Here is a 26,325-nt window from a genome sequence, read left to right as displayed (position 1 = left end):
TGTGGCCATCTTCTACATGCCGATACCTCGCTCGTGTCGCGTCGTGCTGTGCCGGGGTGCATGCACGGCAGGTGGTCGCCCCACTCCACACAGCGCAGCGGCCGCGCCTGCGGCATCGACAGCCTGAGCATCAGAAAAGACCGGGCCATTGCCGAGCGGTGCAGCGCTGGTGATGCCGTAGCGGTCGCGGTACGCGGCGATCATGTGTGCGGTGGCCTGCCAGGTGTGTCGTGCTCCGGTGTCGTCTGGTTCGGGGCCAAGCGCGGTAAGCCAGGGTTCGTGCTCGTGGATGGCGCGTTGGACGAGGCGTGTGACGCGTTGCTCGATCAAGACCACCCGCTCCTGGAGCGCCTGCTGGTACTCGTCTGCCATGGGTCCGGCGGCTTCGGGGATTAGGCCGGCGATCCGGCGCGGTGGGCGTTGTCGGATGGTCAGTCCGTCGTGATAGACGGGCCGGGCCGTCGCGGTGGCGAGGCGGTGGTGCAGCACGGCTGCGGAGTCGTCGGCGTCGCCCAGACCGCGCTGAGCGACGAGTTCGGGCATCAGACGTTCGATGTCGTGGCCATCTGCTTCGGCCCGGCGCAGCTCTGCGGTCAGGGCTCCGAACGCGGGCGCGGTGATGACCTGGTCCGCGTCCCGGGGTGCGAGGCCGCACTGGTGGAGCAGTCTGGTCCAGCGGTCGCGTTGTGCGGCTGCGGCCAGGGTCTCGTACTCGGCGGCGAGCTGCGCGACCGAACCCCACCGCTCCGCCTCGTCCTTGCCGACCTGGGTAGCGGACTTCTCGGCTCCGACCGTGCGGACGATCCCGGCCAGGATGCTTCGGGGTGTGGGGTCCTCGTGGTCGTCTGGCGTGATCTCCACGGGAGTGTCGGTGATGACGTAGGCGGTGTTGTTCTCCCGGCCCCGGGTCAGACCGACGTACAAGCTCTCCCGAGTCATCCCTGGCCCGGTGATGACGTGGCTAGTGTCGACCGTGAGCCCTTGCGCACGGTGGGTGGTCACCGCGTACCCGAGGTCTAGCTGCTCGGCCGTGTACGTCGCGGGGAGCACGACCGTGTTGCCGTACTCGGCTTCGGGTCGGCGTACGACGACCGACCCGTCACTGCGGATCTTCACGAGGGTCCATCGGTCGCCGTTACGCACCCACGAGCCGTTCCTGGTTCGCAGGTGGCGGTCGTTGCGCCGGGTGATGACCACGTCACCTGCCGACGCGCCGAGCCCGTCAGCGAGCCGCACGGCCCGGCCAGCATCGGTGGCGCCGGTCTGGAGTCGTTCGGTACGGGCGCGTTCGTTGACCGCCCGGACGGTCTCGCTGTCCGAGGCCACGAGCACGGAGGTCTTGCCGTCGGCGAGGTCGTCCTGCCACGCGACATACGCGGTCTCGACCATGTCCTGGGCGTCGCCGTCGCGGACCCGTCCGTGGTCCATGTAGGCGTCGATCGCCTCGTCGTGTCCGTGGCGTAGCGCGAGGGAGGCATGCTTCTCCCACGTGTGAGTGAACCGGTGAACCTCGGTCAGTTCCGGTACCCCGTCCTCGGCCTCCCGGGTGGCGGCGAGGAGTACGAACGCTCCGCCAGCCTCGACGGCCTGGAGCTGGGCCGGGTCACCGACCAGCAGCACCTTCGCCCCTACCTCGGCGGCGTGTGCGGTGATGCGGTCCAGGGTCAGGGTCCCGGCGAGCGTGGCCTCATCGACGATGACCAGCTGCCCTGGCTGGAACACGGCGGCCTGGTGGGCGTGGTCGTAGAGCCACTTGGCCGTGTTCTCGCACGCGATGCCCAGGTCTTCGGCTAGGACCGCTGCGGCAGCCGCCGACGGCGCGAGGCCGACGACGGACTCGGGGCCGTGCTCGTGCTCCCATGCGGCGCGCAGGGCGCGCATGGTGGTCGTCTTCCCGGTGCCGGCCGGGCCGATCAGCAGGTCCACCTGCCGAGCCGAGACGGCAATACGGGCGATGGCTTCAGCCTGCTCGCCCGAGACCATCCACGTCCGCTCACCGGGACCGCGCGTGGTGGTGGTGTGCTCGACAGCGTCCAGGCTGATGGTCGGGCTCGTGCGGGTGCCGGCCCGGTCCAGGAGCCGTGCCTCGGCGTCCAGCAGGGCTTGCGAGGAGTAGAGGGCTGAGTCCTTCGGGCGCAGGATGCTGCTTCCGTCTGGGCGGCGGAACTTCTCGGGGGTGACGGCCAGGTCGTGCGGTGTCAACCGCACCGAACCGCCCTCGGCCCGGTCCGTGATCGCGGCGAGCACGGCCATCCGGTCGTCCGCCGAGGCGAACCGCAGGGCCTTGGTCTGCCGGGCCGCTTCGGCGTACAGGTTCCAGCGCCGCCACGTCGGCCGCTTCTCCGAAACCACGATCACCACCAACTGGGCAAGGTCGCCGATCATGTCCAGGGGGACGTCATCGGCCCGCAGCACTCGAGGCGGCGCCTTGGACACGAGGCCGCTGGCCCACGTACTGGGATCGCGGCCCAGGATCTGGGCAGTATGCAGCCGCCACGCTCTGGCCAGGTCGGCCAGGGAGTGGTGGGTCTTGTCCGGGCGGGTCTCCCGGCTGGCCCGCTGCCGGTACTTGTTGATCGTGGGCCTGCTGGGGCGGCGCCCGTACTTCGCGACGTGCTCCGCGATCAGCTCGTCAGCGCGAGTGTTGACCTGTACCGACCGGCGCGAGAACGCCACCATCAGATCATCCGGGACGCCCTTGATCGACCAGCCCGGGTTGCGGCCCTGCCCGGCCCTGGGCCGCAGCTCCCACCCGACGCCCAAGGTGCGGGTCAGGTGGTCCATCACGATTGCTTCGTGCAGCTCCGACATCGCGACCGTCGCGGCGTGCAGCCCCCGCCCGTCCAGAGACCGCCACTTCCCATCGAGGACGGTCTTGACCTTGTTGGAGACCACGACGTGGGTGTGCAGGTGCGGGTCGTTGGTCCGTGAGTCCCAGTGATCGAACGCCATGCCAATCAGGCCAGTGACACCGACCTGCGCCACCGCGCCGCCCTCCCCTGCCGCGCTTGTCGCGTTCCCGGCGACAAACGCTCCGGTCCGGGTCGCGGCCAGCTCGCGTTCCATGAACGCGAAGACCTCGGCCACCGCCGCGTGGTGGATCGCCACGATCTGTTCCTGGACCCCGGCGTCGGCCACACCCCACAAGATCGAGGCCGACTTCGGCAGCGCGAACGAGAAGTCATACCCCGCCACCGCCCGCCGAGACTTACCGCCCGCGTTGGGTCCGTACACCGGGTAGGCGCGGCCGAGCCGTTCGCCCGTGATCGGGTCCAGGGCCTTGCCCGCCAGCCGGGCCATCTGTTCCTCGGTCACCAGGTCCCCTACGAGCAGGCGCCCCAGCTCGTTCGAGCCCAGGCTCGCGACACCGGAACCCATCCACCGGCCGGGCGGCGTGCCCGTCTCGGTGTAGTACCGCGTCAACGGGGTACTCATCGACCGGTCGCCATCTCCAGCCGCGACCGACCTCATGAAGTACGAGTACCCGTCCCCGCCCGACATCACGGCAATCGTCACAGCCATACGCCGCACACCTCCCAAGCACGAGGTGTGCAGCCCGCACCCAAGGCGGGCTAAATCGCTCTAGGTGCCTCGATCTGCAAGAGGCGTGACCCGTTCTCGGGCGGTCCGCGGGTCCCGCTGTCAGTCCGCTCGCTGTCCTAGCCGCACAAGCGCAACGTCGTGTCAGCCGTCTGTTGTGTGTCGTCGCGCGCGTGTATGTCGCGCGCGTGTGCGTCGGCCGTATCGCAAGCGCGCAGGCCGTAGTCAGTGCTGCCAGGGCCGGAGGGAGTCGCGGAGTGGGGACCCCTGCCCCTAAGCCTCACCGGCACCGCCCAGCGTGTGACGCAGTCCGTTCGGCTGGGCGTCGCTGCCCTTCAATGCCATGTGCGCCTCCCCTCGACAGAGCAGAGCCCCAGCCCGGGACGATTCGGGCTGGGGCTCTGGCTTGTCTCCTGGGGCGGGTTAGCTCACGGGAAGTCGATACCGAGCCCAGAGCTGCGCGCCACGAGTCGGGGCATCACGGTGCGGGCTGGGGAACTCGATGGAGAAACGCCTCCACTGGCCGTAGGTGGTCGCGGCGAACGTCGTGAGGGCATCCGCCGTCGCGCTGGCGTGCTGCATCCCCCACGTGCCCGCCACCAACTGCTCAGCGTCGGCCGGGTCGTGCCCTTCGGCGATCAGGCGGATAGCGAGGAGTGAAGCGTCCACCCAGGGCGCGGCGGTCCGGGACCACGCCCAGTCGATGACGCTCACCGTGCCCTTGTCCACGAGCATGTTCAGCTCGTGGATGTCGGCGTGGACCAGACTGTCCCCAACCAGGACGCGTGGCGCGTGGTGGTCCAGCTCGACGAGCAAGTCCAGGTGCTGCTTCTCCCACGCGTCGAGCTGGTCCGCATGGTTGTCCGCCAACCATTGCCACCCGGCCAGCCGCGCGTACTTGCGGCTGAGCGGCGCCACCTCGGGTGCAGGACTCGGTGTCAGGTCCTCGGCCATCCGGGAGATGGCGTCGACCACGGCCGGGATGTCAGGCGAGCCGGGGGCGAAGTCGGCGTGCTCGCCAGGCACGGACTCGTACCCGGCGAGCAGCCAGCCTCCAGCCTCGATCGTCCACAGCAGGCACGGCACACCGGAGACGCGGTGCCGTAGCCAGGTGTTGACGCGGATCTCGTGCCGGTGGGCGTTGAACAGCCGAACGTCGGTCGGGATGCCTTTGACGAACACACTCCCGTTCGCCGTGTGCAGCAACGCGGACAAGGCCGAATTGCGGCCAGCGGACGGGGTCTCGATGCGCAGGACCGGCCCGCCGCATTGTGCCTCGATAGCGCGGCGGACGTCGTCGGGCAGCTCGTCCCAGGATCGGCGGTTCATCTGTCTCCCTGTCGATCAGACGGGCGAGCTGGTGCAGCCCGCGTGACACTGCGAGCATTTGCCCGCGTGCGCGGTCGGCCACAGCTCGGTGTCGACATAGAACCCTGCGAAGGCGATGGCGCTCACGGTGTAACTGAGCGTGTCGTGTGCGCCCTCGCCTTCAGCGGACAGCTCCTGGGGGTCGGTGGGCACGTGGTGCAGGAACCGGCCGGCGACCCGCTCGCAGAACGCAGCGTAGTCAACCGTGTGCAGGATGAACTCGTGCCACCCCGGGTCCACGATCTCGGACGGTGAGAGGGGACGCCCCACGTGGGTCGCGGTGGTGCCCAGGAACGCGAGGGCCTGGTCCACGATCCGTCCGGCCATGGTCAGGTCGTGGTCGTGCTCCTCGGCGACTCGCTGAACGAGCTTGTGGAACAGGTCGGCATCGACGAGTTCCCTGCCCTCTCGCAGTTCTCGCGCGGTGGTGATGGTGGTCATGTGCTTCCTCCTCGTTGTGCGGGGTGGTGCTGTACATGCCCGCCAGAAGCGGGCTTGCGGCCGAGCGGTGATGAAGGGGTCTGGGGCGCCACCCAGCCGCAAGATCAATGAGTGATCGGGGCAGAAGCCCTGATCCGGGCCAGGCCGCGCAGGATCAGGGCTGCCCCGTCTTCGAACACGGACTTTGTCCGGTAGGGGGCCTGAGACCGGACCGAGTCCGGGGCATGGCCCATGGCCACCCCACGGTTCGCCCACCTCAGCATCGGGATGTCGTTCTCGCCGTCCCCAATGGCCACAGTCGCTTCCTTGGGAATGCCTAGTTCGCGGCGGAGCTTTTCGAGGGCGGTCGCCTTGCTCACCTTGTCCGGCGTCACGTCGACCCAGTCGGGTCGTGTCCGGATGGCGGTCATCCCGCCTGCGCGGATCGACGGGACAAGTGATTGTGCGTTCGGCCCGTAGATCGCCAAGCGGGGCGTCGGGTTAGCCCAGAGGCCGGAGAGTTCGGAGACCGATATCTGGTGGCCGTTCAGCTCCCGAATCGGGAAGCTGCCCCACACGTGGAAGCCAATTCCGACGATCTCGGTTGCCATGCATAGTTCGGGACGGACGTACGACACGTAGTCGACGACAGCCTCCGCGTCGACCGGATGCATCTCGGTTACCTCGGCCTCGGCGCCAGTCATCCGGGCCACGACGGCCCCGTTCGAAGCGATGATCCAGCCGTCTGTCATCTCCAGTAGGCGGGCTGCCCTCAAAGCACCGACCAGGGAACGCCCCGTTGCGAGCACCAGTTTGTGGCCGGCGTTCTGTGCAGCCCTGAACTCAGCAACAACGGCAGGCGTCGGGTCCTTGCCTGTTACGAGTAGCGTCCCGTCGATATCGAGGCCGACCAAGTGTGACCCGGATCTGTTAGACGCTGGCGGCTCTGCCTGTGCTGGATTCATGGGGCTCTCCTGGTGGTAACCCGCGCCTTCTTCGCGGCTTTCTCCACCCTGCCAATTCAGCGAGAGCGCTACCGACACAAAATCAACACAGGGGCCGGGCCAGCACGGACGGGCCTGTTGCCGGGCAGAGCCGGGCATTACAGTGAGAATCCCCCGCTACCCACCATCCAGGGATGCCGACATGGACGACGACGACTCGATTGGTCGCCGCATCAAGCACCAGCGCAAGTGGGCCGGGCTCACCCAGCAGGCACTGGCCCGCAAGCTTGGGATCAGTGAATCGCTCCTGCGCAAGATCGAGGCGGGTTCCCGCGAAGCGAACCAGCCCATCGTCGCGCGGACCGCGCGCGTGCTGGGCATCGACATCGCGGACCTGACCCGGCAGCCATATTTCCGGAAGGGTGCGCAGCCCGACCGTGTCCACCAAGCAATGCCGGTTCTCCGGCGCGCCCTGGCCTACTGGGATTTCCCGCCTGAGCTGGACGGGCCTCCGCGCCCCCAGGCGGAGGTCATCGCCGACGCCTTCCGGTTGTCCAAGCTCCGCCAGCTCGACCGGAATATCGAGGTTGTGGAGCAGCTGCCGGCGGTCATGCTGCAAGCCGCCGCCCTCTTCCACGAGGACCACACCGGCCGGGAGAGAGCGGCGCTCGTCGATGCGATCACGGCCATGCTCCACGCGGCCCACTCGGTCAGCTACAAGCTCGGCTATGAGGACTTCTCGGTTGTGATCGAGAAGCAGATTCAGTGGCTCTCCACTCAGGTGAACGACCCGATGCTCGCGGCGTTCAGCGATTGGGTACGGACCAACTCCCTCATGCGCATGGGCGACTACTCGACCGGCCTAAAGATCCTCGACCGTGGCCGCGCCGGTATCGACCCGATGGGCCGCGACAACCCGGAAGCGCTCCGCATGCTGGGCTCTCTCCACCTGCGGTCCGGGATCATCGCCGCTCGCGCCAACAAGCCGGACGAGGCGCGCGCCCATGTGGCCGAGGCCCAGAGGATCGCCGTCCACCAGCCCATCGACACCGATGGTGACTGGAGGAAGCTCGGCTTTGGCCCGACGAACGCGGGCATCCACGCCGTGGCGACGGCCGTCGAGTCCGGCGACGGGCCGACTGCCCTCGCCCTGAACGACCAGGTCCGTGTCCCCGCGGAGTGGCAGCGCAGGCTCCCGACGCGCGTTGGGCACCACTACCTCGACCTGTCACGGGCGCAGTTCTGGCAGGGACACCACGAGGACGCTCTAACGAGTCTCGAAAAGGCACGCCAGGTCGCACCCCAGCAGACGCGCCACCACCCGACGGCGCACGAGGTCACCCGGCTCCTCGTCCGCGCTCACAGGCGCACAAACCAGCCGCTGGTGGAGTTCACAACGTGGCTCGGTGGCGACGGCAACGGGCAGTAGGGTCGCGCCGTGTCGACATCGGACTCCGAGATTCCTCATGAGTTATCCGCCGAGCGTGAAGGCGACTCCGTTTTCGTGTTTGCCGAGGAAGCGCTGCCGCGAAGCTGGAGATCGATCAAGCGGCAGCGCAAGCTCGACAGCGGTGTGGATGCCGTACTGCTCGGCTGAGTGCAGGCGAAGGCACCGGTCCTGAGACGACGAAGAGAGGCAACCCGCCCGTTCCGGGTGGCGTTGCCTCCGTCTCGGCGCACTCTCCGTGACGTCGGTGTACGACGAACTGGTGTGCGCCTTCTGACCTGCACAGATAGGCCCGCACACCCTGGTGTGCGGGCATCTTGGTGTGCGCAGAGCGTGCGCTCGTTCGTCACCATCGACGCATGGATGTGTGCGTGCGCGCGGGTCGCCCGGCGGAGGCAGTGGGCGGAGCAGGCTGGCCCAAGCCGTCGTCGGGCGATGCCTGTGCACGAACGCGCTCCGATTTCCACGTCCCGGCCCTGAGCAATGTTCACGAGTTGGGGGACATGTGTTCGCCCTGTTCACCGCCATGTCCCCCACCCGGACCCTGCCCGGAAAGGCTGCTTGGGGGGACGTCAACTGGTACCTCGACGAGTACAGGTGGCGTGCACAATCGCGAGCATGGGGCAGGCAGACGCAGGTACATGCGGGCTAACTCGGACATGCGCGGTGGTGGCAAATTGCCACCACCGCGCGACCTGCGGGTTCGCTCCGACATGCCGCGCGGTCAGGACTGCGCCGTCACCAGCCTCAGGGCTAATTCGGACAGCCGCGGTGGTGCCAATTTGGCACCACCGCGTGACCTGGGCTTCTACCGAACCACCGATGCGCCCCTGGCCCGTCCCGGCTCTGGCGAACAAACCGGACAACAATGGTTCTGCCAAATTGGCAGGACCATATGACCTGGGCAGACGTTCCAGGCCCAGCGCCGAAATTCCCGAGCCCGGGTGTCGGCGTCGATCACCGGCCAGAGCCCCAGGACGACCGCCGGCCGATCCGAGTTTCAGAAACGATCCGCGTCGGGCCCTCGACGGACCTGAGGAACAAACCGGCCAAGTACGGTCCCGCCGATTTGGCGGGACCGTACGACCTGGGCAGATGCTCGGTGCCCCTCTCGGGGGTCACCAGCCGCTGGCGTCCACGAGCTCTCGGTCCGGCACAGCAGGAGCCTCAGCCGCTGTCTCCGGATCGGTTGTTCCTGGACGCTTCTTCTCAGCTTCTTCCTCGCCGATGGCGACCAGTTCCTGCAGCACGGACGACGTGTCCGGCGCCAGCCTCAGCCGCTCGATGTAGTTCCTGACCGTTACCCCGCCGTCGATCTTGTGGCCGAGCAGAGCGGCGGCGACGGCCGTGCTCATCTTGCGAGCGACGACGGTCGCGACCGTCTTGCGCAGCAGGTGCGGGTACACCTCGCCGGTCATCTTGGCCTCCTTCAGCGCAAGGCGCAGGGATCGTCTGACGTTGTGCGTGGTCTGCGGAGTGAGCGCGTTGCGCCCGTCCCGGAACGTCCGGGACGGGAAGACGGGCATCTCCGCCGTCGTGGCCGAAGGGCGGATCGACTCCAGCGAAGCGGCCAGGAACGGCGGGATGATGATGGTCCGCTCCCCCGCGTCCGTCTTCGGCCTCTCCTGGCGCACAGTGCCCTGCCCCTTCACGTCCGTCAGGGTTGCCTCGACCGAGATCGTCGGCAGCCCGTCCGGGGACAGGTTCACCTCGCCCCACCGCAGCGCCATGACTTCTCCGATGCGCATCCCGGTCCCGAGCATCACGTCCACCGCGACCGGCAGATGTCCTGTCGGCTTCGGGCCCGGCTGCCCCTCCCGGGAGGCCTCCCACGCGCGAACGGCGGTACGCAGGCGATACACGTCCGTCGCAGTCATCGCCTTCGGGTCCGGCGTCTTCCTCGCCGGCGGGATCGTCTTGCGTACCGGGTTGTCCCGCAGCGCGTCATGCACCACCGCCCGATCCAACACGGCGATGAACGCACCCCGGGCACTGATCGTCGTGCTGATCAGATCGTTCTTCTTACCCTGCCCACGAGCGACGATGCCGTCGATCCAGGCCTGGCAGCGAGCAGGCGTCAGCTCGTACAAGCGCAGCTTGCCCAGGTGCGGCACCACATGGTTGCCCAGCAGCCGTTCGTACTCGTCCACAGTCTGTGGACGGATCTTCGGGTTTGCCCACTTCGACCGCACCCGCAGCTCTTTGATCCACTGCCGACAGGCGGTGCCGACCTTGCTGTCCGGCTTCAGGTCCACAGACCCCTGTGCCGCCCCCAGACGCTCCGCAACCGCGTCTTGCACCCTGAGCCGCGCTTCCTCACCCGTCGGCCCTACGCGCGAGACCTGCGTCTCGGACCCGTCGAACAGGCACACACGCACTTTCGCGCGGTACTTGTCCTTGTGCTCAGAGATGAAGATTTCGCCGTGCTGTCCCGGCTTGAGCTTGATGGCCACGATTCACCACCCCGACCCGTCATCGGTACCGGTGTGCTCGTCGGTCTCATCATCGGTAGCAGACGTTGTCCGGCGTGCCTCCAGCCAAGCGCGTACGTCGGCCTCGTCGAACATCAGGTGCCGGCCGACCCTGTATCCGGCAGGCGCAGTGCCGCGACGTCGCCAGCCGTGGACCGTCCGTGGCGTGACGCGCAGCTTCGTGCACAGTTCGTTCAGCGTCCACAACGGTGTCCGCGACAGGTTCTCGTCGTCCTCAGCGTGGTCGTTCATGGGCGACAGGTGTGCGTGGCACACCGACCGTCCATGACCGCTCATGCGCGCCAGCCGCCATCTCACGCGTGGCACAACCCGTGGCATCTTCATTCGGCCGCCCTTCGTCGTGGCGGTCCGGCAAAAACAAAGAAGGCCGCTGACCTGGCGTTACGCCAGGATCAACGGCCCTCTGTCTGTGGAGCTAGGGGGATTCGAACCCCCGACCTCTTCATTGCGAACGAAGCGCGCTACCAACTGCGCCATAGCCCCTCGGACTGCAGAAGAGTAGCACTTCACCTCAGGTGATCCGCAACTTCTTCCGGTGTCGCGCGGGTCACGGATACGTGACCCGCGCGACCTCGATCAGCGGCGTCACGCCGCCGACCAGCAACGTCATCCGGCCGCCCGGCGCCGCGCCAGGATCTCCTCGAGCGGCTTGCCCAGCGTCTCGGACTTCTTGCGCGGCGGCTCGCCCCGCAGGAGCTCGTCCTCGGCAGCCGGGTCGGCCCCGGCCCGCGCGGAGGCGGACACGGGGACCGACGGCGGCAGCACCGCACCGGACCCCGGCTGCCGGCCCGGAGCGCCCGTCGTCGGACCTGAAGATGCTGCCGCGCCCCTTGGCGCCGTCGACGAGGCCGGAAGTGCCGCCGGCTGACGCTGCGGCGCCGCCGGCTTGGTCACGTAGGTGGGCAGCGGAACCGGAACCGGGTCCCAGGCGCGGCCGCTCGGCGGCTGGTCCCGCTTCGCCGGCTCCTTGGCCTCTACGGGACGCTCCGCCTGCACCTCGTCCTCGACGGGCACCTCGATGACCTTCGGCTTCGCGGGGCCGTCGAGGATCTCGTCGAGCACGTCCTTGCGGACGACCCGTGGGATCGCCTGTGTCTGCGTGCTCGAGCCGTGCGTCGCCAGACCGGTGACCTGCGCCCGGTTTCGCGGCGCGTAGGGCCCGCCGTTCGCGAGGACGCGAGCCTGCGTGGCACGCTGTCGCGCCGCCCGCACGGTCGCCTGCCACCGGGCGTCCGCCCGCCGTGCCGCACGGGCCGCACGGCGGCCCAGGAACAGCACGAACAGGAGCATGCCCGACGGCGCGACGGCCATGCCCCAGTGCAACCGGTCGAGACCGACGAACACCCAGGCGGCGATGCTGCACACCATCAGGAACGCGGACACGATGAGACGACGTCGGGCACGCGCGGCCCGCCGCGCACGCCGCTCGACCCGGCGGATACGCTCCGCCGTCAGCGGGCGGCCGCGGACCATGATCTGGAGCGGGTGCCCCTTCGGGGTCGGGCGGGCGACGCGTGGCACACCCTGCCCGGTCCCCCGCGGCTTGCCGTCAGTAGCCATCGCCCCTCCTTTCCGTCCGGAGCCACTCATCGCGACGATTCGCAGCCCTGCCGAGAACCGGTCGGTCACCCGCGCGTCGGCGAGCTCTGTCCGGTGGCGTACCAGGCTTGGCAGCCAGTAACCCAGCCACAGGACGAACAGCGCTGCGGCTGTCAGTCCTGCGGTCGATTCCACGACACGACGTTAGGCGAGCATTGCCTCGCCCAGCGGCACCGCGCGCGGCGTGTCCTCCCGTCAGGGCGCGTCCCGCAGGCGCTGCCAGCGCGTCAGCAGCCCCTCCGGGACCTCCTCGCGGGTGACCGCGAAGGTTCGGTGGTCCCGCCACCGGCCCTGGATGTGCAGGAAGCGCTCGCGCACACCCTCGTCCCGCAGCCCCAGCTTCTCGACCACACGAAGGCTCGGCTTGTTCTCGGGCCGGATGTTGATCTCGATGCGGTGCAGCCCAAGGAAGAACGCGTAGTCGGTCGCCATCGCGACGCCCGTGGGGATGACGCCCCGACCGGCAACGCTCTCGCTCACCCAGTACCCGATGCTCGCCGAGCACATCGACCCCCACGTGATGGAGGAGACCGTCAGCTGCCCCACGAGGGCGCCGTCGAGCTCCACCCCGAAGGGGAGCGACGTCCCGGCGCGGGCCTGCGCGGAGAGCGAGCGCACGTACTCGCCGAACGTCGAGGCGATGTACCGGTTCGCACCGGGCGCCGTCGCCTCCCAGCGCTCCAGCCAGGCTGCGTTCTCGGCCCGGAGCCGGGACCATTCGGTCGCGTCCCGCCGCCGGAGGGGGCGCAGCACGACCGCACCCGCCGACGTGTCCTCGCGCAGCGTCACCGGCCATGGCTTGGCCACCGTCCACCCCTTAACAAACTTTCCCGTCGTGCCTTCTGGCACGTCCGACCTGCTCGACGGCATCATCGTTCGCCCCTTGCCGCGTTCCAAGACGAATCCCGGCGTTGGAGCGGGTCTACCACGCTCGGTGGTGGAGGACCCGTCGAGCAGCCGCTCGGTCATGTTCTCGCCTTCTTCGTACGCTGTTCGTAACAATCTTGTCTCGGAGTCTTGGCACAATAGCGGTCATGAGCGGCATCTCGGTTCCGACGCCACAGCCTTACCCCGTCATACCCGGGATGGAGACAGGTGACGCCAAGGAAGAGCTCCGCCGCGCGATCCGCGCACAACGCGGCCACCGGTCGGCCCGGCAACGGGCCCAGGCGGCTGAATCACTAGCGGACATCATCGAGTCAATTCCCGACGTTCGCGACGCGGGCTGTGTTGCGGCCTACGCGGCACGGAGCGCCGAACCCGGCATGCTGCCGCTCCTGGACCGCCTCATGGACCGCGGGGTCCGCGTGCTGCTCCCCGTGCTCGGGGCCGGCCTGGCCCGCGACTGGGCCGACTACACCGGCTCGCACGACCTCCTCGAACGTGCACCGGGCCGGCCGCCAGAGCCCGGAGGCGCGACGCTGGGCACCGACGCCATCAAGCTGGCCGACGTCGTCCTGGCGCCGGCTATCGCGGTCGACACCCGTGGGGTGCGGCTCGGGCAGGGCGGCGGCTGGTACGACCGGGCGCTCACCCACCTGCGGCCGGGGGCGAAGGTGATCGCCGTCGTCTTCCCGGAAGAGGTGTACGACGCCGCGGACCACCCGCTCCCGCTCGAGGAGCACGACATCCGCGTGGACGCCGTCGCCACGACGACGGACTGGCGCCTGCTCGGCGGGAGCTAGACCACCGCCTCCCGCCGAGCAGGCGCCTACCTCACGGGGTGAGGGTCAGCTCGTCCACCTGCGCGGCGGCCACCGCCTCGGGGCTGGACGGCCACGGGAAGGTCTCCCCCGTCGCCCATGCCTCGAGCTGGTCGTCGTAGTGCGCGGACGCCGGGTGCGCGGACGTGCCGGTCACCACCACCCAGGTGGAGGCGTCGAGATCCGCGAGGTCGACGACCATGCGCATCGACGGGCCGCTCGTCACGTCGAAGCTGCCGCTGGCGGCGTCCCATGCGGTGGCGTTCACGACAGAGGTGCCGCCGCCGACCATGACCGGCGCCGGGTTCATGTACGCGGCCAGCGGCGCCGGGATGCCGGGCCCGCCGAGCACCAGATGCCGCAGCTTGAGCTGGTGGAGCGTGCCCCACTCCCAGTCGCTGGTGTCCTTGCCCAGCTCGACGGTCAGGTCCTGGCGCGCGCTGACCAGTGCCTCGGTGAGCACCTGGTCACGGCTCTCCACGACGGCAACCGTCGACCTGTCGTCCCAGAACGCGTCGTTCGGGTTGTCGAGCATGCCCTGGATCACGGCGAGCCAGCGGCTGCCGCCGTCGGGCCACATGGACTGCGGCAGCTCGTCGTTGAACGTGATCTCCAGGAGGTTGCGCCATACCGCCGCGAAGTAGGCGGCCGCCGCCGAGTCCGGATCCATGGAGTAGTCGTCCCAGTCGGCCAGGAGCTTCTGACCGTCCGAGTCGTAGCCGGCCGGGAGCTCGACCTCGGTCAGGACGGGCACCAGGGTCTCGGCGAACACGCTCCACTGGTCCAGCTGGAACTCCGACATGTCGGCGGCCGTGAGCTTGCGACCCTCGGCGATCCGCTGGCTGATGAGCGTGCGGATGCGTTCCGACCGGTACCCGTAGTCCCAGTCGCGGGTGATGAACGGCCCGGACCCGCTGGGCAGGACCGCTTGGTTGGCGGCGACGATGAACCCTTCCTTCGGGTCGACGACGCCGGGCATCTGCGCCGGAGCCACGTAGCCGGTCCAGTCGTAGCGGGGGTCCCAGCCCGGGCGCGGCCAGGCGCCGTCGGACTCCACGGCGCCGGGCACGCTGGCCCGCACCGGGATCTTGCCCGGCGCCTGGTAGCCGATGTGGCCGTCAGTCGTGGCGAAGACGATGTTCTGCGACGGGACCTCGAACTTCGCAGCCGCCGCCTTCATGTCCGCAGGGGTCTTCGCGCGGTTCATCTCGAACACGGCGTCGGCGGTGCGGCCGGGCTGGAGCGCCGTCCACTTCAGCGAGATCTCGTACTGGCCCAGCTCCGTGCCGGTCTCGGTGGGCGAGTTGCGCACGGCGTCCATGGTGGCCTCGTCCATGACCGACGAGACGATCGGGCCGTGCACGGTCCGCCGGACCTCGAGGTCGACCGGGCTACCGCCGTCGACCCGGATCACCTCGGTCTCCTTCTCCATCTCGACCCACTGGTCCGCTCCGCGCAGGTACGTGTCGTTGCGGACCCGCTCGATGAAGAAGTCGGTGACGTCGGCGCCCATGTTCGTCAGGCCCCAGGAGATGTCCGCGTTGTGCCCGATGATCACGCCGGGGAAGCCGGAGAAGGAGAACCCCGAGACGTCGAAGGGGCACTCCGGGCCCACCTGGTTGCAGTGCAGGCCGACCTGCGCCCAGATACCGGGCGCCGCGAGGTCGAGGTGCGGGTCGTTGGCCAGCAGCGGCATGCCCGACTCCGTGTACTTGCCCGACACCACCCACGAGTTCGAGCCGGTGCCCTCACCGCGCGCGATCTGCACCGGAACGGCGTCCAGCGCCCGCTGCGCGGACTTCAGGGCCTCGGCGAGGTCGGGGCTCTGGAAGGCGTCCCCGGTGCCCGACGACGTCTGGGTCGCCTGGGTCTGCTGGGTCGCCTGCGGGAAGCCCGCCTCTGCGGGGTCGAGGATCGGCGCGTTGCCCGAGCCCGAGTACGCCGGGAAGAGCTCCGCGACCCGTGTCGCGTCGCCGAGGGTGGTGTAGGCGAGGGCTCGGTCGAGCTCGTCGTCGTAGTTGCCACGCAGGTCCCAGGCCATGGCCTTGAGCCAGGCGAGCGAGTCGATCGGGTCCCACGTCTCCGGCGCGTTCACCTCGACGCTGACGTCGAGCACCGTGTACTCGACGGCCGTCTCGGTGGGGCTACGGTCCTTGAGGTAGGCGTTGACGCCGTCCGCGTACGCCTGCAGGTACTGGCGCGTCGTGTCGTCGAGGAGGTTGAACTCCTCCTCCGCCACGTGGCGCCAGCCGAACGTGCGGGTGACCATGTCCGCCTGGATCGCGTCGGGGTTGTTGCCCACGAGCTCGGCCAGACGGCCCGCGGTCACGTGCCGGCGGTAGTCCATCTCGAAGAAGCGGTCCTGCGCGTGCACGTAGCCCTGCGCGCGGAACAGATCCTCCGCCGAGTCGGCGTAGATCTGCGGGACGCCCTGGGCATCGCGGCTGACGCGCACGTCAGAGCTCAGTCCCTCGACCTGGATCTCCCCGGAGTACTCCGGGAGCGGCCGGCGTGCGGTCAGCCAGCCGAAAGTCGTCAGAGCAACGAGGACGAGGACCAGGATGACGGCGGTGCCGACGATGAACTGGCGGACACGAGTGGTACGAGTCCGACGGGGCTTGGTCGGTCCCGCACCGTCGGAGTTGGCTGTTTCGGCGGGCTCTACGGGCTCGGCGGCAGTGGTCGCGGACACGCACTGGAGACTACCGTCCGCCCCTGTCCCTGCGTGAACGCACCGGAGTGAACACACGCCGGAGAGCCGGGGACTATCCCCCGCCGCCAGGCCGTTACTATTGGCACTCGGAAACCCCGAGTGCCAGAGCCGGTTCCGGTGAGCGCGCGACGCTCCACCCGGCCTGATGTCCAAGAGGAGTGCACGTGCCCACCTACGCGTACCGGTGTGCCGACTGCGGCCACGCGTTCGACATCCACCAGGAGTTCAGCGACTCTTCGCTGACCATCTGCCCCGAGTGCCAGGGCAAGCTGCGAAAGGTGTTCAGCTCTGTGGGCGTCACCTTCAAGGGCTCCGGCTTCTACCGGACGGACTCACGCAGCACGTCGACGACCAGCACCGTGAAGCCGGGCAAGTCGGAGTCCTCCTCGGGCTCGTCGAGTGCTTCCTCCTCGGACAGCTCCGGGTCGTCGTCCTCGCCCTCCTCGTCGGGGCCGTCGAGCTCTTCCGGTTCGGCCGGGTCCTCGTCCGGATCCTCTGGTTCGTCGTCGAGCGGTTCGAGCACGTCGAAGGCCGCCTCCGCCTGATCCTGCGGCCGAACTTTTTCGGCCGCGGCGCGGACCCGTCCGACGGCCCGCCAACGGTGCGAGCGCGACCACAGGTCGCGTACTCGGCCTCTTGTACACAGGCTGCCCGACGGCGGCACCGCGTCCCCTCACCTGCTGCATAACGTCGCGGGCATGGGACTTCTCGATTCGATCACCGAACCGGCCGCACGCCGCGGTTCGCCGCCCGGCTCCGGCTCCGATGTGCGCACGCCGTGGGACATGGTGGTCGGGACCGCTCCACCCGCCGGCCAGCCGGCGGGGCTGGGTCCACGCCGGGCGGGTCCGGGTAGCTCCCGTTCGGCCGCGCTCCGGCGTGCCCGACGGATCCTGTGGCGCTGGCGCTTCGCACTGGCTGCCGCCCTGTTCGGTCTCGCGGCCTCGGTGACGGTGCACCTCCTGCGTCCGCCGCCCCCGCCGACGATCGACGTGGCGGTCACCGCACGGCCCGTCGCGGCAGGAACCGCGCTCACCCGGAACGACGTCGTCCTGCGTTCCGTCGCCGCCGAACTCGCCCCGCCCGGGGCGCTGCACACCGTACGCGGCCTGCTCGGTCGCGCGACGGTCGTCGGGCTGCCTGCGGGCGCGCCGCTGCACGCCACCCTCGTGTCCGACGACGGCGTCTCCGCCGCCGCCCCGCACGGCACCGTAGTGGTCCCGGTCCGCCTGTCCGACGACGCCGTCGCCGCCCTCCTGCGCCCCGGCGACCGGATCGACCTGCTGGCCGGGACGACGTCGGGCAGCGAACCGCACGGAGCACCCCGGTATCTCGCGCGCGGCGCGCTGGTGCTGCCCGTCCCGGCCGGACGCGAGCCGGAGGCCGCGGGCGGGCTGCTCGGCCCGGCGTCGGACGGCGACCGTCCGGTCACGCTCGTCGCGGTGATCCCGAAGGACGCGCCGGAGCTGTCGGCGGTCTCGGGCTGGGGCGCGGTGACGGCGGTACTGGTGCCGTAGGGCGGTACGGTCGCCATCGCCCGGGCATAGCGGGGCAAACATCGCCGCAATTCGGCAGAATGTCCCTTCAAGGTGCGGAATGTTCGAAGTAACCGCAGAATCCTTGACCGGGCCGGTCCCGGCGGCTCTCGACCACCGATGAACAACAGCAGGGGACACAGAATGTTTCAGGGTTTCAAGGAATTCATCACGCGCGGCAACGTGCTCGACCTCGCGGTCGCCGTTGTCATCGGCGCCGCTTTCTCCGGGGTCATCAACGGCCTCGTGCAGGGCCTCATCATGCCGCTCATCGGGTGGCTCGTCGGCGCACCGGACTTCTCGCGTATCGCCTTCGACGTCCCGAACTGGTACGGCAAATCCACCGTCTTCCCGATCGGGGTGTTCATCCAGGGCCTGATCATGTTCGTGCTGATCGCGGGCGCCATCTACTTCTTCGTGATCCTCCCGATCAACAAGCTGAAGTCGCTGCGCAAGACCTCGGAAGAGGTCGTCGAGGAGGCCGCCGCAGAGGAGGTCGTGCTGCTCACCGAGATCCGCGACCTGCTGCGTGCGCAGTCGGGCGCGCAGTCGCCGTCGCAGTCCAGCTAAGTAACCGCGGGGTCCTTAGGGGCTGTGAGAACGGGGTTATGTTCTGCAGCGAACGTGCTGCGAACATGACCCCGTTCTCGACTCCTCGGCCCATCTGCACCCGCCGACGCCGGTGACGTGTTCAGCCCCAGTGCGGCGGGACGTCCCGGCGGAGCTGCTCGTCGTTCGAGTCTTGGCCTGCGCCGGCCGCGCTGCCGCCGTCGGCTCCTTCGCTCCAGCCCGCCGGCCGCTCGTCGGCGCTCGCCCCGAGCACTGCCTCACGTTCGGTCCCGCGCCGCACGGCACGCCGAGGCCCTCGCCGCCGCGGGGTGGTCCCCGTGACAGTCGAGTCGGCACCGCCCGGCACCGGGTCGGCAGACGTTGCCGAGTCAACCGACGTCGCCGAGTCAGCCGACGTCGCCGAGTCAGCCGACGCCGCCGAGTCAGCCGACGCCGTCGGCTCAGCCGAGGGCACCGGATCGAACGGCTGGTTCACGGACTCGCTCACGGCACCATTGTCACCCGATGTGGATATGAGATCGGTCCGTTGCACGGCCAGACAAGTGACTTCGGTCGGTTGCTCCGAGATCGGTCATTTGATTGACCGATCTCAGAGCAACGGACCGAAGTCGGCCCCAGCTGCCGTGCAAACGACCGAAGTCGGCCCCAGCTGCCGTGCAAACGACCGAAGTCGGCGCCAGCTGCCGTGCAATGGACCGAAGTCAGCCCAGCAGCAGCCGTGCAATGGACCGAACTCACGCAAACCCGAGTCCCAGACCGCCCAGGGATCAGTCGTCCAGCACCTGCGGGACCACCAGCTCCGCCGCCGGCGACACGCCGCCCGAGACGCCCACCCGGGCGTCCCGCACGGCCAGCACCACGCGGCGCACCCGCTCCGCCTCGGCGTCCGGGTCGAGGAACGCTGCGGCCGACCACACCTGCGCGACCACCCAGCCGAGCCGTTCGAGCTGCTCGGCGAGCTGCCTGTCGCGTACACGGATGGAGGGTTCGGCCACGTAGGCGGCGTCGTCGGTCAGGACAGCGACCAGGAGCTCGCCCGGAAGGTCCGGGTGCCCCACCGCGAGCGGGATCCGGTCGCCGCCCGGCAGGCCGTAGTCGGTCTCGACCACGAGGCCGGAGCGCCACAGCCGCTCCCCCAGGTCCACGACCAGGCGGTCGACGGACCGCGCGACGTCCACGCCGTTACCGATCTCGACCTGGTCGGCGAGCCCTGAACGCTCCTCGGCGAAGGCCAGCATCTCCGCCAGCAGCTGCGGCCCAGGGCCGCGCAGTCGTTCGGGATCGAGGTCCGCGGCGGGGAAGCACGACACGACGTGCAGCCGCTTGCGCGCGGCGCCCAGCGAGCCGAGCAGCATCGCGTCACCGCCGCCGTCACCCAGCACGCCGAACCGGTGCAGCACGCGGCCGTGCGGCGTCCGCCCGAAGCCGAGGGTGAGCACTATCGTGTCGCGCGCCAGGCCGGCGACGCCCGTGACGTCGGCGACCACCACCGGCTCGGGCCGCGATCCGGCGAAGAACGGCGCCAGTGCGGGGTTACCGCGGACCTCGGCGAGCAGCCGCTCGCGGATGCGGTCGGCGTGCGCGGCGGTGACGGTGACGATGCCGAAGGTCTCCTCCGGCCGGGTCATCGCGTGCTCGATCGCGAGGTCGACCACCTGCTCCACCTCGGCCTGCGTCGACTCGACGGTGCCGGAGACCGGATCGGGCATGCCCGTGCCGTCCACGAGCGAGAAGTGCACGAGCGCCTCGGTCCGCGGCATGGGCGCGGGCCGCATGATGCCCTCGTACCCGTGGGCGGCCAGCAGGCCCGTGAGCTGGGGATCTCGTCGCGCGGGCTCGGGCTGCAGCGTGACGCGCGGCAGCAGCCGCGCGAGGTCGCGCACCGCGGTGCCCGACGCCGACCGCGGGTCGCCGACCACGACGATCTGCCGGCCGCGGGCCAGCGCCGGCACGACCACCTCGACCGGCACGTGCTGCACCGCATCGAGGATCACCAGGTCCGCGCTCCGCTCGGCCGGCAGCAGGTGCGGCACCATGGTCGGCGTCGACACCCAGGTGGGCCGCAGACGCCGCGCGGTGGAGCCGTGCCCGGACACGAGGTCGCGCATCGAGCTGAGCCCGCCCTCGACCAGGGTCGCGTAGAGGGCCTCGGCGTCCTCCCGCTCGTCGCGCATCGCCGCACCGAGGTGCGCACGCACCGCTGCCCGCACGGGTGCGGACAGGGACTCGATGTGCCGGCGGTCGAGCTCGCGGAACCGGCCGGCGAGAGCGTCCAGCCCTGCGCCGTCCTGTCCGGCGAGATCGGGCTCGGTCGACAGGATCTGCTCGAACACCGAAGACCACCAGGACAGCTCCAGCTCCGGCCCCACGAGGTCGGTCTCCACGCGGCGTTCGCCGAGGTCGTCGACCAGCTCGCCGAGCCCGGCCTTGCGCAGCCGGCGCAGCACCGCGGTCCGCTCGGGCAGCGGGGTCAGCGCGTCCTCGGTCTCCGCGAGGGACGCGAGCCGCTGGACCAGCGCGAACAGGTCGAGGTCGAGCAGCCCGCCGCCCGCCTGCGAGGCGCGCAGCACCGGCTCGAGCGCCTCGAGGTCGATGCGGACCGCCTCGTAGGTCTCCTCCACCGCGGCCAGGCCCTCCGGCAGGGTCGGCCAGCCGCCCCGCGGGCACTGTGCCTGCCACACCTCGCGCTGCCGCTGCACCTCGACGAGGGCCGCGTGCATGTCCGGCACGCGGACGCCGGGGCGCACCATCTCGCGGGCCCGCCGCTTCAGGCGGCGCCGGGTCAGCCAGCCCATCTCGGCGCCCTGCTCGGCCCGCGCCCGGCTCGACGCCGTCGCCTGCACCATGTCAGCGGCGGTGCGCTCGAAGACCATGGGCTGGAACACGTCGAGCGTGCCGCGCATGCCGCCCAGCATCGCGAGCTGCTCGCCCCACTGGTTGGCGGTGGTGGCCTCGACGAGGCCGGTCACCCGGGCGACGTACTCGATCTGCTTGCGCAGCTCCGGCAGCGTGTGATCGGCGAGGCGCGTGACGCGGGCCAGGGCCGAGCGGGCGTCCTCGTCGGTGAGGATGTGCGCGCCGAACCACGGGCTCGACGCCGACCGCAGCGTGAACGCGCCCAGCTCGGCCGCCCGTTCGAGGTCGGCGGCGAGCTCGGCGCGACGCTCCGCGCCCAGGACGAGCACCGTCTCCGAGGCCAGCCGCACCCGGGTCGCCGGGGCGGGACGCTCGGAGGTGAGCCGGGCCAGGGCCTGCAGAGCGTCGTACGCGGAGACCCGCCACGGGTCGCGCACCCGGTGCAGCGCCCCGATGTAGCCGGCGAGCTGCGCCCGTGAGCCGATCAGCGCGTCCCGCACCCGGGCCACCCCGTCGGCGTCTATCCGTTCCTGCGCTGGCGCCATCGCCTCCAGCAGACGGCGCGCCGTCGACGTGCGCCAGGTCGGCACAGGCGCGATGTCGAGCAGCAGCCCGCCCAGGCCGAGCGAGTCGAGGCGTGCGGCCAGCGCGTCGGCGGCACGGCGGTGCCCCGGGACGTACAGCACGGACCTGCCGCTGGCGTTCGCCTCCGCGACGACGGCGGCCAGCGTGCCCGCGACGTCCGACCCGACAGGCGCGTCGACGAACAGGTGGCTGCCCGTGGCCAGGGCATCCACGACGTGTCGCTGATGCGGGTCCAGGTCGCCGACGCCGCGCTCGTGCGCCGGGTCGGCGTCGCCCACGCGCCGCTCCGGGAGCTCGACCTTGCCCAGCTGGGTCACCGAGCTGTCCACCCCGCCGAGCGCCGAGACCACCTCGTGCCGGCCCAGGGAGGGGGCCAGCTCGTCGAGGTCGTCGACCAGCACCTGCCCGGGGTGGACGAACGTGCCGACCAGCACCCGCCGGTCGAGCTGGAACTCGCCGAGCACCGCCGACCCGAGGCTCGCCACGCGGTCCAGCACGTCCGACGGGTTGAAGCCTGCGAGCGTGAACGTCGCCTTGGCCAGCGCCGTCGGGTCGAGCAGTGCACCGTGGGCGCGCAGCGTGCGCGCCACCACCGGGTTGATCTCTACCGTCGGGTCGAGCGTGATGTCGTAGTCGCCCTCGCCGTCGCTGCGCGGCGTGAGCATGACGGGCCGGAGCAGCACGGGTGCACGCACGACACGCGGCTCGTCCTCCTCGCCGCCCGACGGCGGCACGGGCCGGCCGGAGGGCATGGCCAGCGTCACGATGGGGACGGACCCGGTGAGCGCAGGCGCGTCGGCCGGGCTGTCGGTGGACTCGTACTCAGGGGCGGACACCGTGCTCGCCGGGCCGAGCACCCGGGTGATGGCCTCCATGTCGCTCCGGTCGCCACCGGTCGTGGGCCGCTCGATCCATGTGGCCACGCCTATCGCCAGGTAGGTGGGCGACACCCCGTAGCGCTGCGCGTGCTCGGCGGAACGTGCGGCCACCGCCCGTGCCCGACGGCGGGCCGCCGGCAGCGAGCCGGACTCGCGCACCAGGTTGGACAGGCGGGTGGGCCGGCCCGCGAAGAGCTGGGCCACACCCGAGGGATGGGCGGTCGACAGGTCGATGACCGCCTCGCCCAGCAGCCCGACGTCGGCCAGGGAAGATCCCCCGGCGAGCCGGACCAGCCCGGCGCGCCAGCGCGCGACCGACTCGGCCATGGGGTCCCGGACACCGTCCGGTGTGGACTCCGGGGCCTCCGACACGGCCAGGTCGGTGGCCGGGTCCGTCGTCTCGTCCTTCAGCGCGGCCGAGAGCTCCTCGGACAGATCGACCGAGCTCTCGGAGGCGGCTGCGGTCTGGCGGCGGGCAGCGTTCACACCAGCACGCTAACCGCGTCGCGTCCGCAAGGGTCGGACGCCACGCCGCGCGACACGCCGGGTACTCGGAACTCCCGGGCGTGTCCGGCGTGCAGGTCACCCGGTGTGCGCCGGTCGGGCGGCGCGGAGACCCGGCCCGGGAGACGAGGGGCCGCGGTGACCGCCGTCGGGGAATGCAAGAGCCCCTTCGGCAGGGGGTCCGAAGGGGCTTCGCAGACGGGCCGGAGCCCGACGGGGTATGACAGTGCGCACCGCGCAGGGGGCGGGCGATGCGCACCGTCCTGTGAGAGTCTGCACCTGTTCCCGGCGGACGTCAACACCGAGTCGGACGATCGTCCAACTGTTGAAACGTGGCGTTAGAAATCGTTATCGAAGTGACCGTTATATCCGATCTGCCGCTCGCCCGACCGCAGGATCTCGCCGATCCCGCGTGTCGCCGACGCCGCGCCGCGAACACCGGCCGCAGCGCCCCCGCGACCGCCAGAAAGCCCTGTCCGACGCCGGCGATATCACCCCCTCGAGGGGCCCGACCCGACCGGAAGAAAAAAGCCTGGACGCCGCACCTAGACTCGAACGTTTGTGAGCGCACTCATCGAGGCAGTCTTCCCCCGCCGGCTGGGCAAGTCGTTCCGCTGGCTCGTGACCTCGTCCTGGACCAGCAACATCGGCGACGGCATAGCGCTCGCCGCGGGCCCCCTCCTCGTCGCGTCGCAGACCGACAGCCCGTTCCTCGTCGCGCTCGCCGCGATGCTCCAGTCGCTGCCCTGGCTCCTGTTCGGCCTCTGGGCCGGCGCCCTGGCCGACCGCCTGGACCGCCGTCGCATGGTGATGATCGCCAACGGCCTGCGCGCCGCGGTGATCGTCGCGCTGTGCGTCATCATCGTCACGGACGTCGTGAACGTCGTCCTCGTGCTGGCCGTCATGCTCGCCCTCGGGGTGGCCGAGGTGTTCGCCGACTCCGCGAGCCAGACGCTCCTGCCGATGGTGACCCCCAAGGAAGACCTGGCGATCGGGCAGGCCCGGCTCATGGCCGGCTTCGTGACGGCGAACCAGCTCGCCGGGCCGCCCATCGGCGCGTTCCTGTTCGCTGCAGGCATGGCCTGGCCGTTCGCCGCCCAGGCGGTCACGGCAACGCTGGCGATCGTGCTGATCTCGCGGATCTCGGTGACCCAAGGCGCCGTACGCGAGACCCGGACCCATATCCGCCAGGACATCACCGAGGGCCTGCGCTGGGTGTGGCGCACCCCCGCCGTCCGCACGCTGATGCTCACCATCCTCACGTTCAACATCACCTACGCCGCACCCATGGGCGTGCTCGTGCTCTACGCGACGGAACACCTGGGGATGAGCACGCTCCAGTTCGGCATGCTGACCACCGCGACAGCGGTGGGCGGTCTCCTCAGCACGGCCTTCTTCGACCGGCTGCAGAAGCGGGTCCCGTTCGCGACGCTGATGCGCGTGGTCCTGACCTGCGAGGTGATCTGGCACCTGGGGCTGGCGCTCAACACGACCGTATGGGGTGCCTTCGTCGCGATGTTCGGGTTCGGCGTCTACGCGTTCGTGTGGGGTGCCATCTCCAACGCCGTGCGCCAGCGCGCCACCCCTCTCGACCTCCAGGGGCGCGTGGGTTCGCTCAACATGGTGAGCGTGTTCGGCGGGGTCCTCGTGGGCAACGCGCTGGGCGGTTTCATCGCCGAGCAGTGGGGGCTGGCCGCCCCGTTCTGGTTCGGGTTCGTGGGCGCAGGGATCACGCTGATCCTGATCTGGAAGTCCCTCGGCAGCATCGCCCACGCCGACTCGGGCGAGTAGGCGGCTCCGGCCGGAGCCGGACCGGGACGAACCGGGTTCCGGTCAGCGCGCCCTGACGATCGGGATCGAACCCGTCTCCGTGAACTCGCGCATGCGCTTGCCCACCGTCGACCGGCTGACGCCTACCTCCTCGGCGATCTCCCGGTACGTACGGCCCTTGGTGCGCAGCTGGATCATGCGCTCGGCGTCCTCGGTCCCGAGCCCCGTGTTGCGCCGCGGACGGCGCCGCGGGGGCAGCGCCTCCCGGACGTTCGCCGTGGCCCGGTCCGCCGCCTCCGCAGGCTCCTCGACCGGTAGCTCCGCACCCTGGTCGGGATCACTCTCGGGCGCGGGTGCGCGCTCGCTCACACCCTGGCGCGGCGTGTCGAGAGCGGCGCTGACGCGCGCTGACCGGCGATCGGTCTCGCCGTCGAACACCTCGCCGTCGTACACCTCGCCGTCGTACACGTCCCGGTCGAGGAGATCCTCGCCGAGCACGCCCCCGTCCCGGCCCCGCGCGACGGGACGGACGTCGGCGAACTCCGCGGCGACGGCGTCGGCGGCGCGGCGCTCGTAGTCGGGCGCACCCACCCCGAGGCCAGCACGCGTGTCCGACACGCGGCCGTCCATGAGCTCGTCGTCCACGAGGATGCCGGTCAGCCGCTGCCGGTCGGCGAGGTGCAGCCGGGCGACGTCGGCGGTGCCGTCCCCCACCGCGGCGAGCGCCTCGCACCAGGCGGCGACCTGCGCCCGCATCTCCATGGGCGGGACGGTGCGCAGGGCGACGGAGCGCGCCCTGCGGCGTCCGGCCTCGGCGCGGGCGAGCCGACGGCGAGCGGCCCGTGACCCGTCGTGCAGGCTCTGCGCCCGGAACAGGTCCTCGGTGGTGAGGAAGAGCGCGTGCATGCGCGCGGACTGCCGCATCGCCGACCAGGACGTGCCGGTGGCGAGGTGCCGGTCGCCGATCAGGGCGAGGTGCCACATGAGGGCGGCGAGCAGTGGCACGATGAACCTGAACAGGACGGCGCCGATCGGGTGGCCGATGTAGGCCTCGTGCCACGCGGCGAACACACCGGACGCGGACGACAGTGCCCAGGTCAGGGCGAGCAGGGTGCCGCCGGGCCGGTTGTCCCGGGCGGCCTCGCGGGCGAGGAGGGCGACGGTGACGAGGGACAGCTCGAAGACGCCGGCGGTCGCGTACGCGGTGCCCTGGTTCATGGCGAGGACGTCGATGCCGAACTGGACCATCGCCAGGTACGCGGACCCGGTCGAGATGAGGGCGACGGAGATCGCGCCGGTGAGGACCAGTCTGCGGGAACGGCGCGTCGGGACGGTCGTGACGGGGAACGTCCGGTCGGCGGGTGCCACGGTGATCTCTCCTTGGTCGAGGGGTGCCGGGTG

General features: G+C 70.3%; 19 protein-coding genes, 1 tRNA gene and 1 pseudogene. 7 read left to right on the top strand and 14 right to left on the bottom strand.

Features of this window, described 5'->3' with window-relative positions:
- Nucleotides 1–12 precede the first annotated feature (12 nt).
- The 4 genes from mobF to AB0F70_RS22010 all read right to left on the bottom strand — a co-directional run bounded on the left by mobF (nt 13) and on the right by AB0F70_RS22010 (nt 6,293).
- A complete protein-coding gene (mobF, locus tag AB0F70_RS22025) occupies nt 13–3,522 on the bottom strand; it encodes a MobF family relaxase (protein WP_357453311.1) in 3,510 nt (1,169 codons plus the stop codon).
- Between the two features lie 441 nt (nt 3,523–3,963).
- On the bottom strand, nt 3,964–4,869 hold the full coding sequence (locus tag AB0F70_RS22020) for a phosphotransferase (RefSeq protein ID WP_357453308.1): 906 nt from the start codon (nt 4,867–4,869) through the stop codon (nt 3,964–3,966).
- Between the two features lie 15 nt (nt 4,870–4,884).
- On the bottom strand, nt 4,885–5,349 hold the full coding sequence (locus tag AB0F70_RS22015; protein WP_357453305.1) for a hypothetical protein: 465 nt from the start codon (nt 5,347–5,349) through the stop codon (nt 4,885–4,887).
- A gap of 104 nt (nt 5,350–5,453) precedes the next feature.
- Nucleotides 5,454–6,293 carry an HAD family hydrolase gene (locus tag AB0F70_RS22010; RefSeq protein WP_357453302.1) on the bottom strand — a complete coding sequence of 280 codons (840 nt, stop codon included), beginning with the start codon at nt 6,291–6,293 and terminating at the stop codon, nt 5,454–5,456.
- A 181-nt stretch (nt 6,294–6,474) separates the two neighbouring features.
- Between AB0F70_RS22010 and AB0F70_RS22005 the strand changes: the two genes are divergently transcribed.
- Both AB0F70_RS22005 and AB0F70_RS22000 read left to right on the top strand, forming a co-directional pair.
- Nucleotides 6,475–7,701: a helix-turn-helix transcriptional regulator gene (locus AB0F70_RS22005; protein WP_357453299.1), complete on the top strand. Its 1,227-nt coding sequence runs from the start codon at nt 6,475–6,477 to the stop codon at nt 7,699–7,701.
- A 9-nt stretch (nt 7,702–7,710) separates the two neighbouring features.
- Nucleotides 7,711–7,869, top strand: a complete 159-nt coding sequence (locus AB0F70_RS22000) for a hypothetical protein (RefSeq protein WP_357453296.1) — start codon at nt 7,711–7,713, stop codon at nt 7,867–7,869.
- Nucleotides 7,870–8,837: 968 nt separating this feature from the next.
- Here the strand turns inward: AB0F70_RS22000 and AB0F70_RS21995 are convergent.
- From AB0F70_RS21995 to AB0F70_RS21975, 5 genes are all read right to left on the bottom strand, one after another.
- Nucleotides 8,838–10,172: a site-specific integrase gene (locus AB0F70_RS21995; RefSeq protein WP_357453293.1), complete on the bottom strand. Its 1,335-nt coding sequence runs from the start codon at nt 10,170–10,172 to the stop codon at nt 8,838–8,840.
- Between the two features lie 3 nt (nt 10,173–10,175).
- Entirely contained in the window at nt 10,176–10,442 is a 267-nt protein-coding gene (locus tag AB0F70_RS21990) for a helix-turn-helix domain-containing protein (RefSeq protein WP_357453290.1), read from the bottom strand.
- 179 nt (nt 10,443–10,621) lie between these two features.
- Nucleotides 10,622–10,694 (bottom strand) — tRNA-Ala (locus tag AB0F70_RS21985).
- Between the two features lie 123 nt (nt 10,695–10,817).
- Nucleotides 10,818–11,771 (bottom strand): hypothetical protein, encoded by a 954-nt coding sequence (locus tag AB0F70_RS21980; RefSeq protein ID WP_357453287.1) that lies wholly within the window; start codon nt 11,769–11,771, stop codon nt 10,818–10,820.
- Between the two features lie 234 nt (nt 11,772–12,005).
- Nucleotides 12,006–12,563, bottom strand: a complete 558-nt coding sequence (locus AB0F70_RS21975; protein ID WP_357453490.1) for a GNAT family protein — start codon at nt 12,561–12,563, stop codon at nt 12,006–12,008.
- Between the two features lie 281 nt (nt 12,564–12,844).
- Between AB0F70_RS21975 and AB0F70_RS21970 the strand changes: the two genes are divergently transcribed.
- Entirely contained in the window at nt 12,845–13,495 is a 651-nt protein-coding gene (locus tag AB0F70_RS21970; protein ID WP_357453285.1) for a 5-formyltetrahydrofolate cyclo-ligase, read from the top strand.
- Nucleotides 13,496–13,526: 31 nt separating this feature from the next.
- On the opposite strand, the gene AB0F70_RS21965 is transcribed toward AB0F70_RS21970, so the two are convergent.
- On the bottom strand, nt 13,527–16,076 hold the full coding sequence (locus AB0F70_RS21965) for a penicillin acylase family protein (RefSeq protein WP_357453486.1): 2,550 nt from the start codon (nt 16,074–16,076) through the stop codon (nt 13,527–13,529).
- A 308-nt stretch (nt 16,077–16,384) separates the two neighbouring features.
- On the opposite strand from AB0F70_RS21965, the pseudogene AB0F70_RS21960 reads away from it, so the two are divergent.
- Nucleotides 16,385–16,531, top strand: a pseudogene (locus AB0F70_RS21960) (FmdB family zinc ribbon protein); the annotation flags it as partial.
- Between the two features lie 14 nt (nt 16,532–16,545).
- Here the strand turns inward: AB0F70_RS21960 and AB0F70_RS21955 are convergent.
- Entirely contained in the window at nt 16,546–16,749 is a 204-nt protein-coding gene (locus tag AB0F70_RS21955; RefSeq protein ID WP_357453499.1) for a hypothetical protein, read from the bottom strand.
- A 175-nt stretch (nt 16,750–16,924) separates the two neighbouring features.
- Here AB0F70_RS21955 and AB0F70_RS21950 point away from each other — a divergent pair, with 175 nt between their 5' ends.
- Both AB0F70_RS21950 and mscL read left to right on the top strand, forming a co-directional pair.
- Nucleotides 16,925–17,743, top strand: coding sequence for an SAF domain-containing protein (locus tag AB0F70_RS21950; protein WP_357453282.1), 819 nt, complete (start codon nt 16,925–16,927; stop codon nt 17,741–17,743).
- Between the two features lie 162 nt (nt 17,744–17,905).
- Complete coding sequence (gene mscL / locus AB0F70_RS21945; RefSeq protein WP_357453279.1) at nt 17,906–18,331, top strand: large conductance mechanosensitive channel protein MscL; 426 nt, start codon at nt 17,906–17,908, stop codon at nt 18,329–18,331.
- Nucleotides 18,332–18,452: 121 nt separating this feature from the next.
- Here the strand turns inward: mscL and AB0F70_RS21940 are convergent, their stop codons facing one another.
- Nucleotides 18,453–18,818, bottom strand: a complete 366-nt coding sequence (locus AB0F70_RS21940) for a hypothetical protein (RefSeq protein WP_357453276.1) — start codon at nt 18,816–18,818, stop codon at nt 18,453–18,455.
- Between the two features lie 280 nt (nt 18,819–19,098).
- Nucleotides 19,099–23,136, bottom strand: a complete 4,038-nt coding sequence (locus AB0F70_RS21935) for a hypothetical protein (protein WP_357453273.1) — start codon at nt 23,134–23,136, stop codon at nt 19,099–19,101.
- Nucleotides 23,137–23,715: 579 nt separating this feature from the next.
- Between AB0F70_RS21935 and AB0F70_RS21930 the strand changes: the two genes are divergently transcribed.
- Nucleotides 23,716–24,945 (top strand): MFS transporter, encoded by a 1,230-nt coding sequence (locus AB0F70_RS21930; RefSeq protein ID WP_357453270.1) that lies wholly within the window; start codon nt 23,716–23,718, stop codon nt 24,943–24,945.
- A 42-nt stretch (nt 24,946–24,987) separates the two neighbouring features.
- On the opposite strand, the gene AB0F70_RS21925 is transcribed toward AB0F70_RS21930, so the two are convergent.
- Complete coding sequence (locus AB0F70_RS21925; protein WP_357453267.1) at nt 24,988–26,292, bottom strand: winged helix-turn-helix domain-containing protein; 1,305 nt, start codon at nt 26,290–26,292, stop codon at nt 24,988–24,990.
- Between the last annotated feature and the right edge of the window lie 33 nt (nt 26,293–26,325).

The organism is Promicromonospora sp. NPDC023805 (assembly GCF_040639635.1).
In the GTDB taxonomy this organism is placed as follows: domain Bacteria; phylum Actinomycetota; class Actinomycetes; order Actinomycetales; family Cellulomonadaceae; genus Promicromonospora.
Note: the sequence above shows the minus strand (reverse complement) of the source record. Positions and strands in the feature narration are given on the sequence as shown.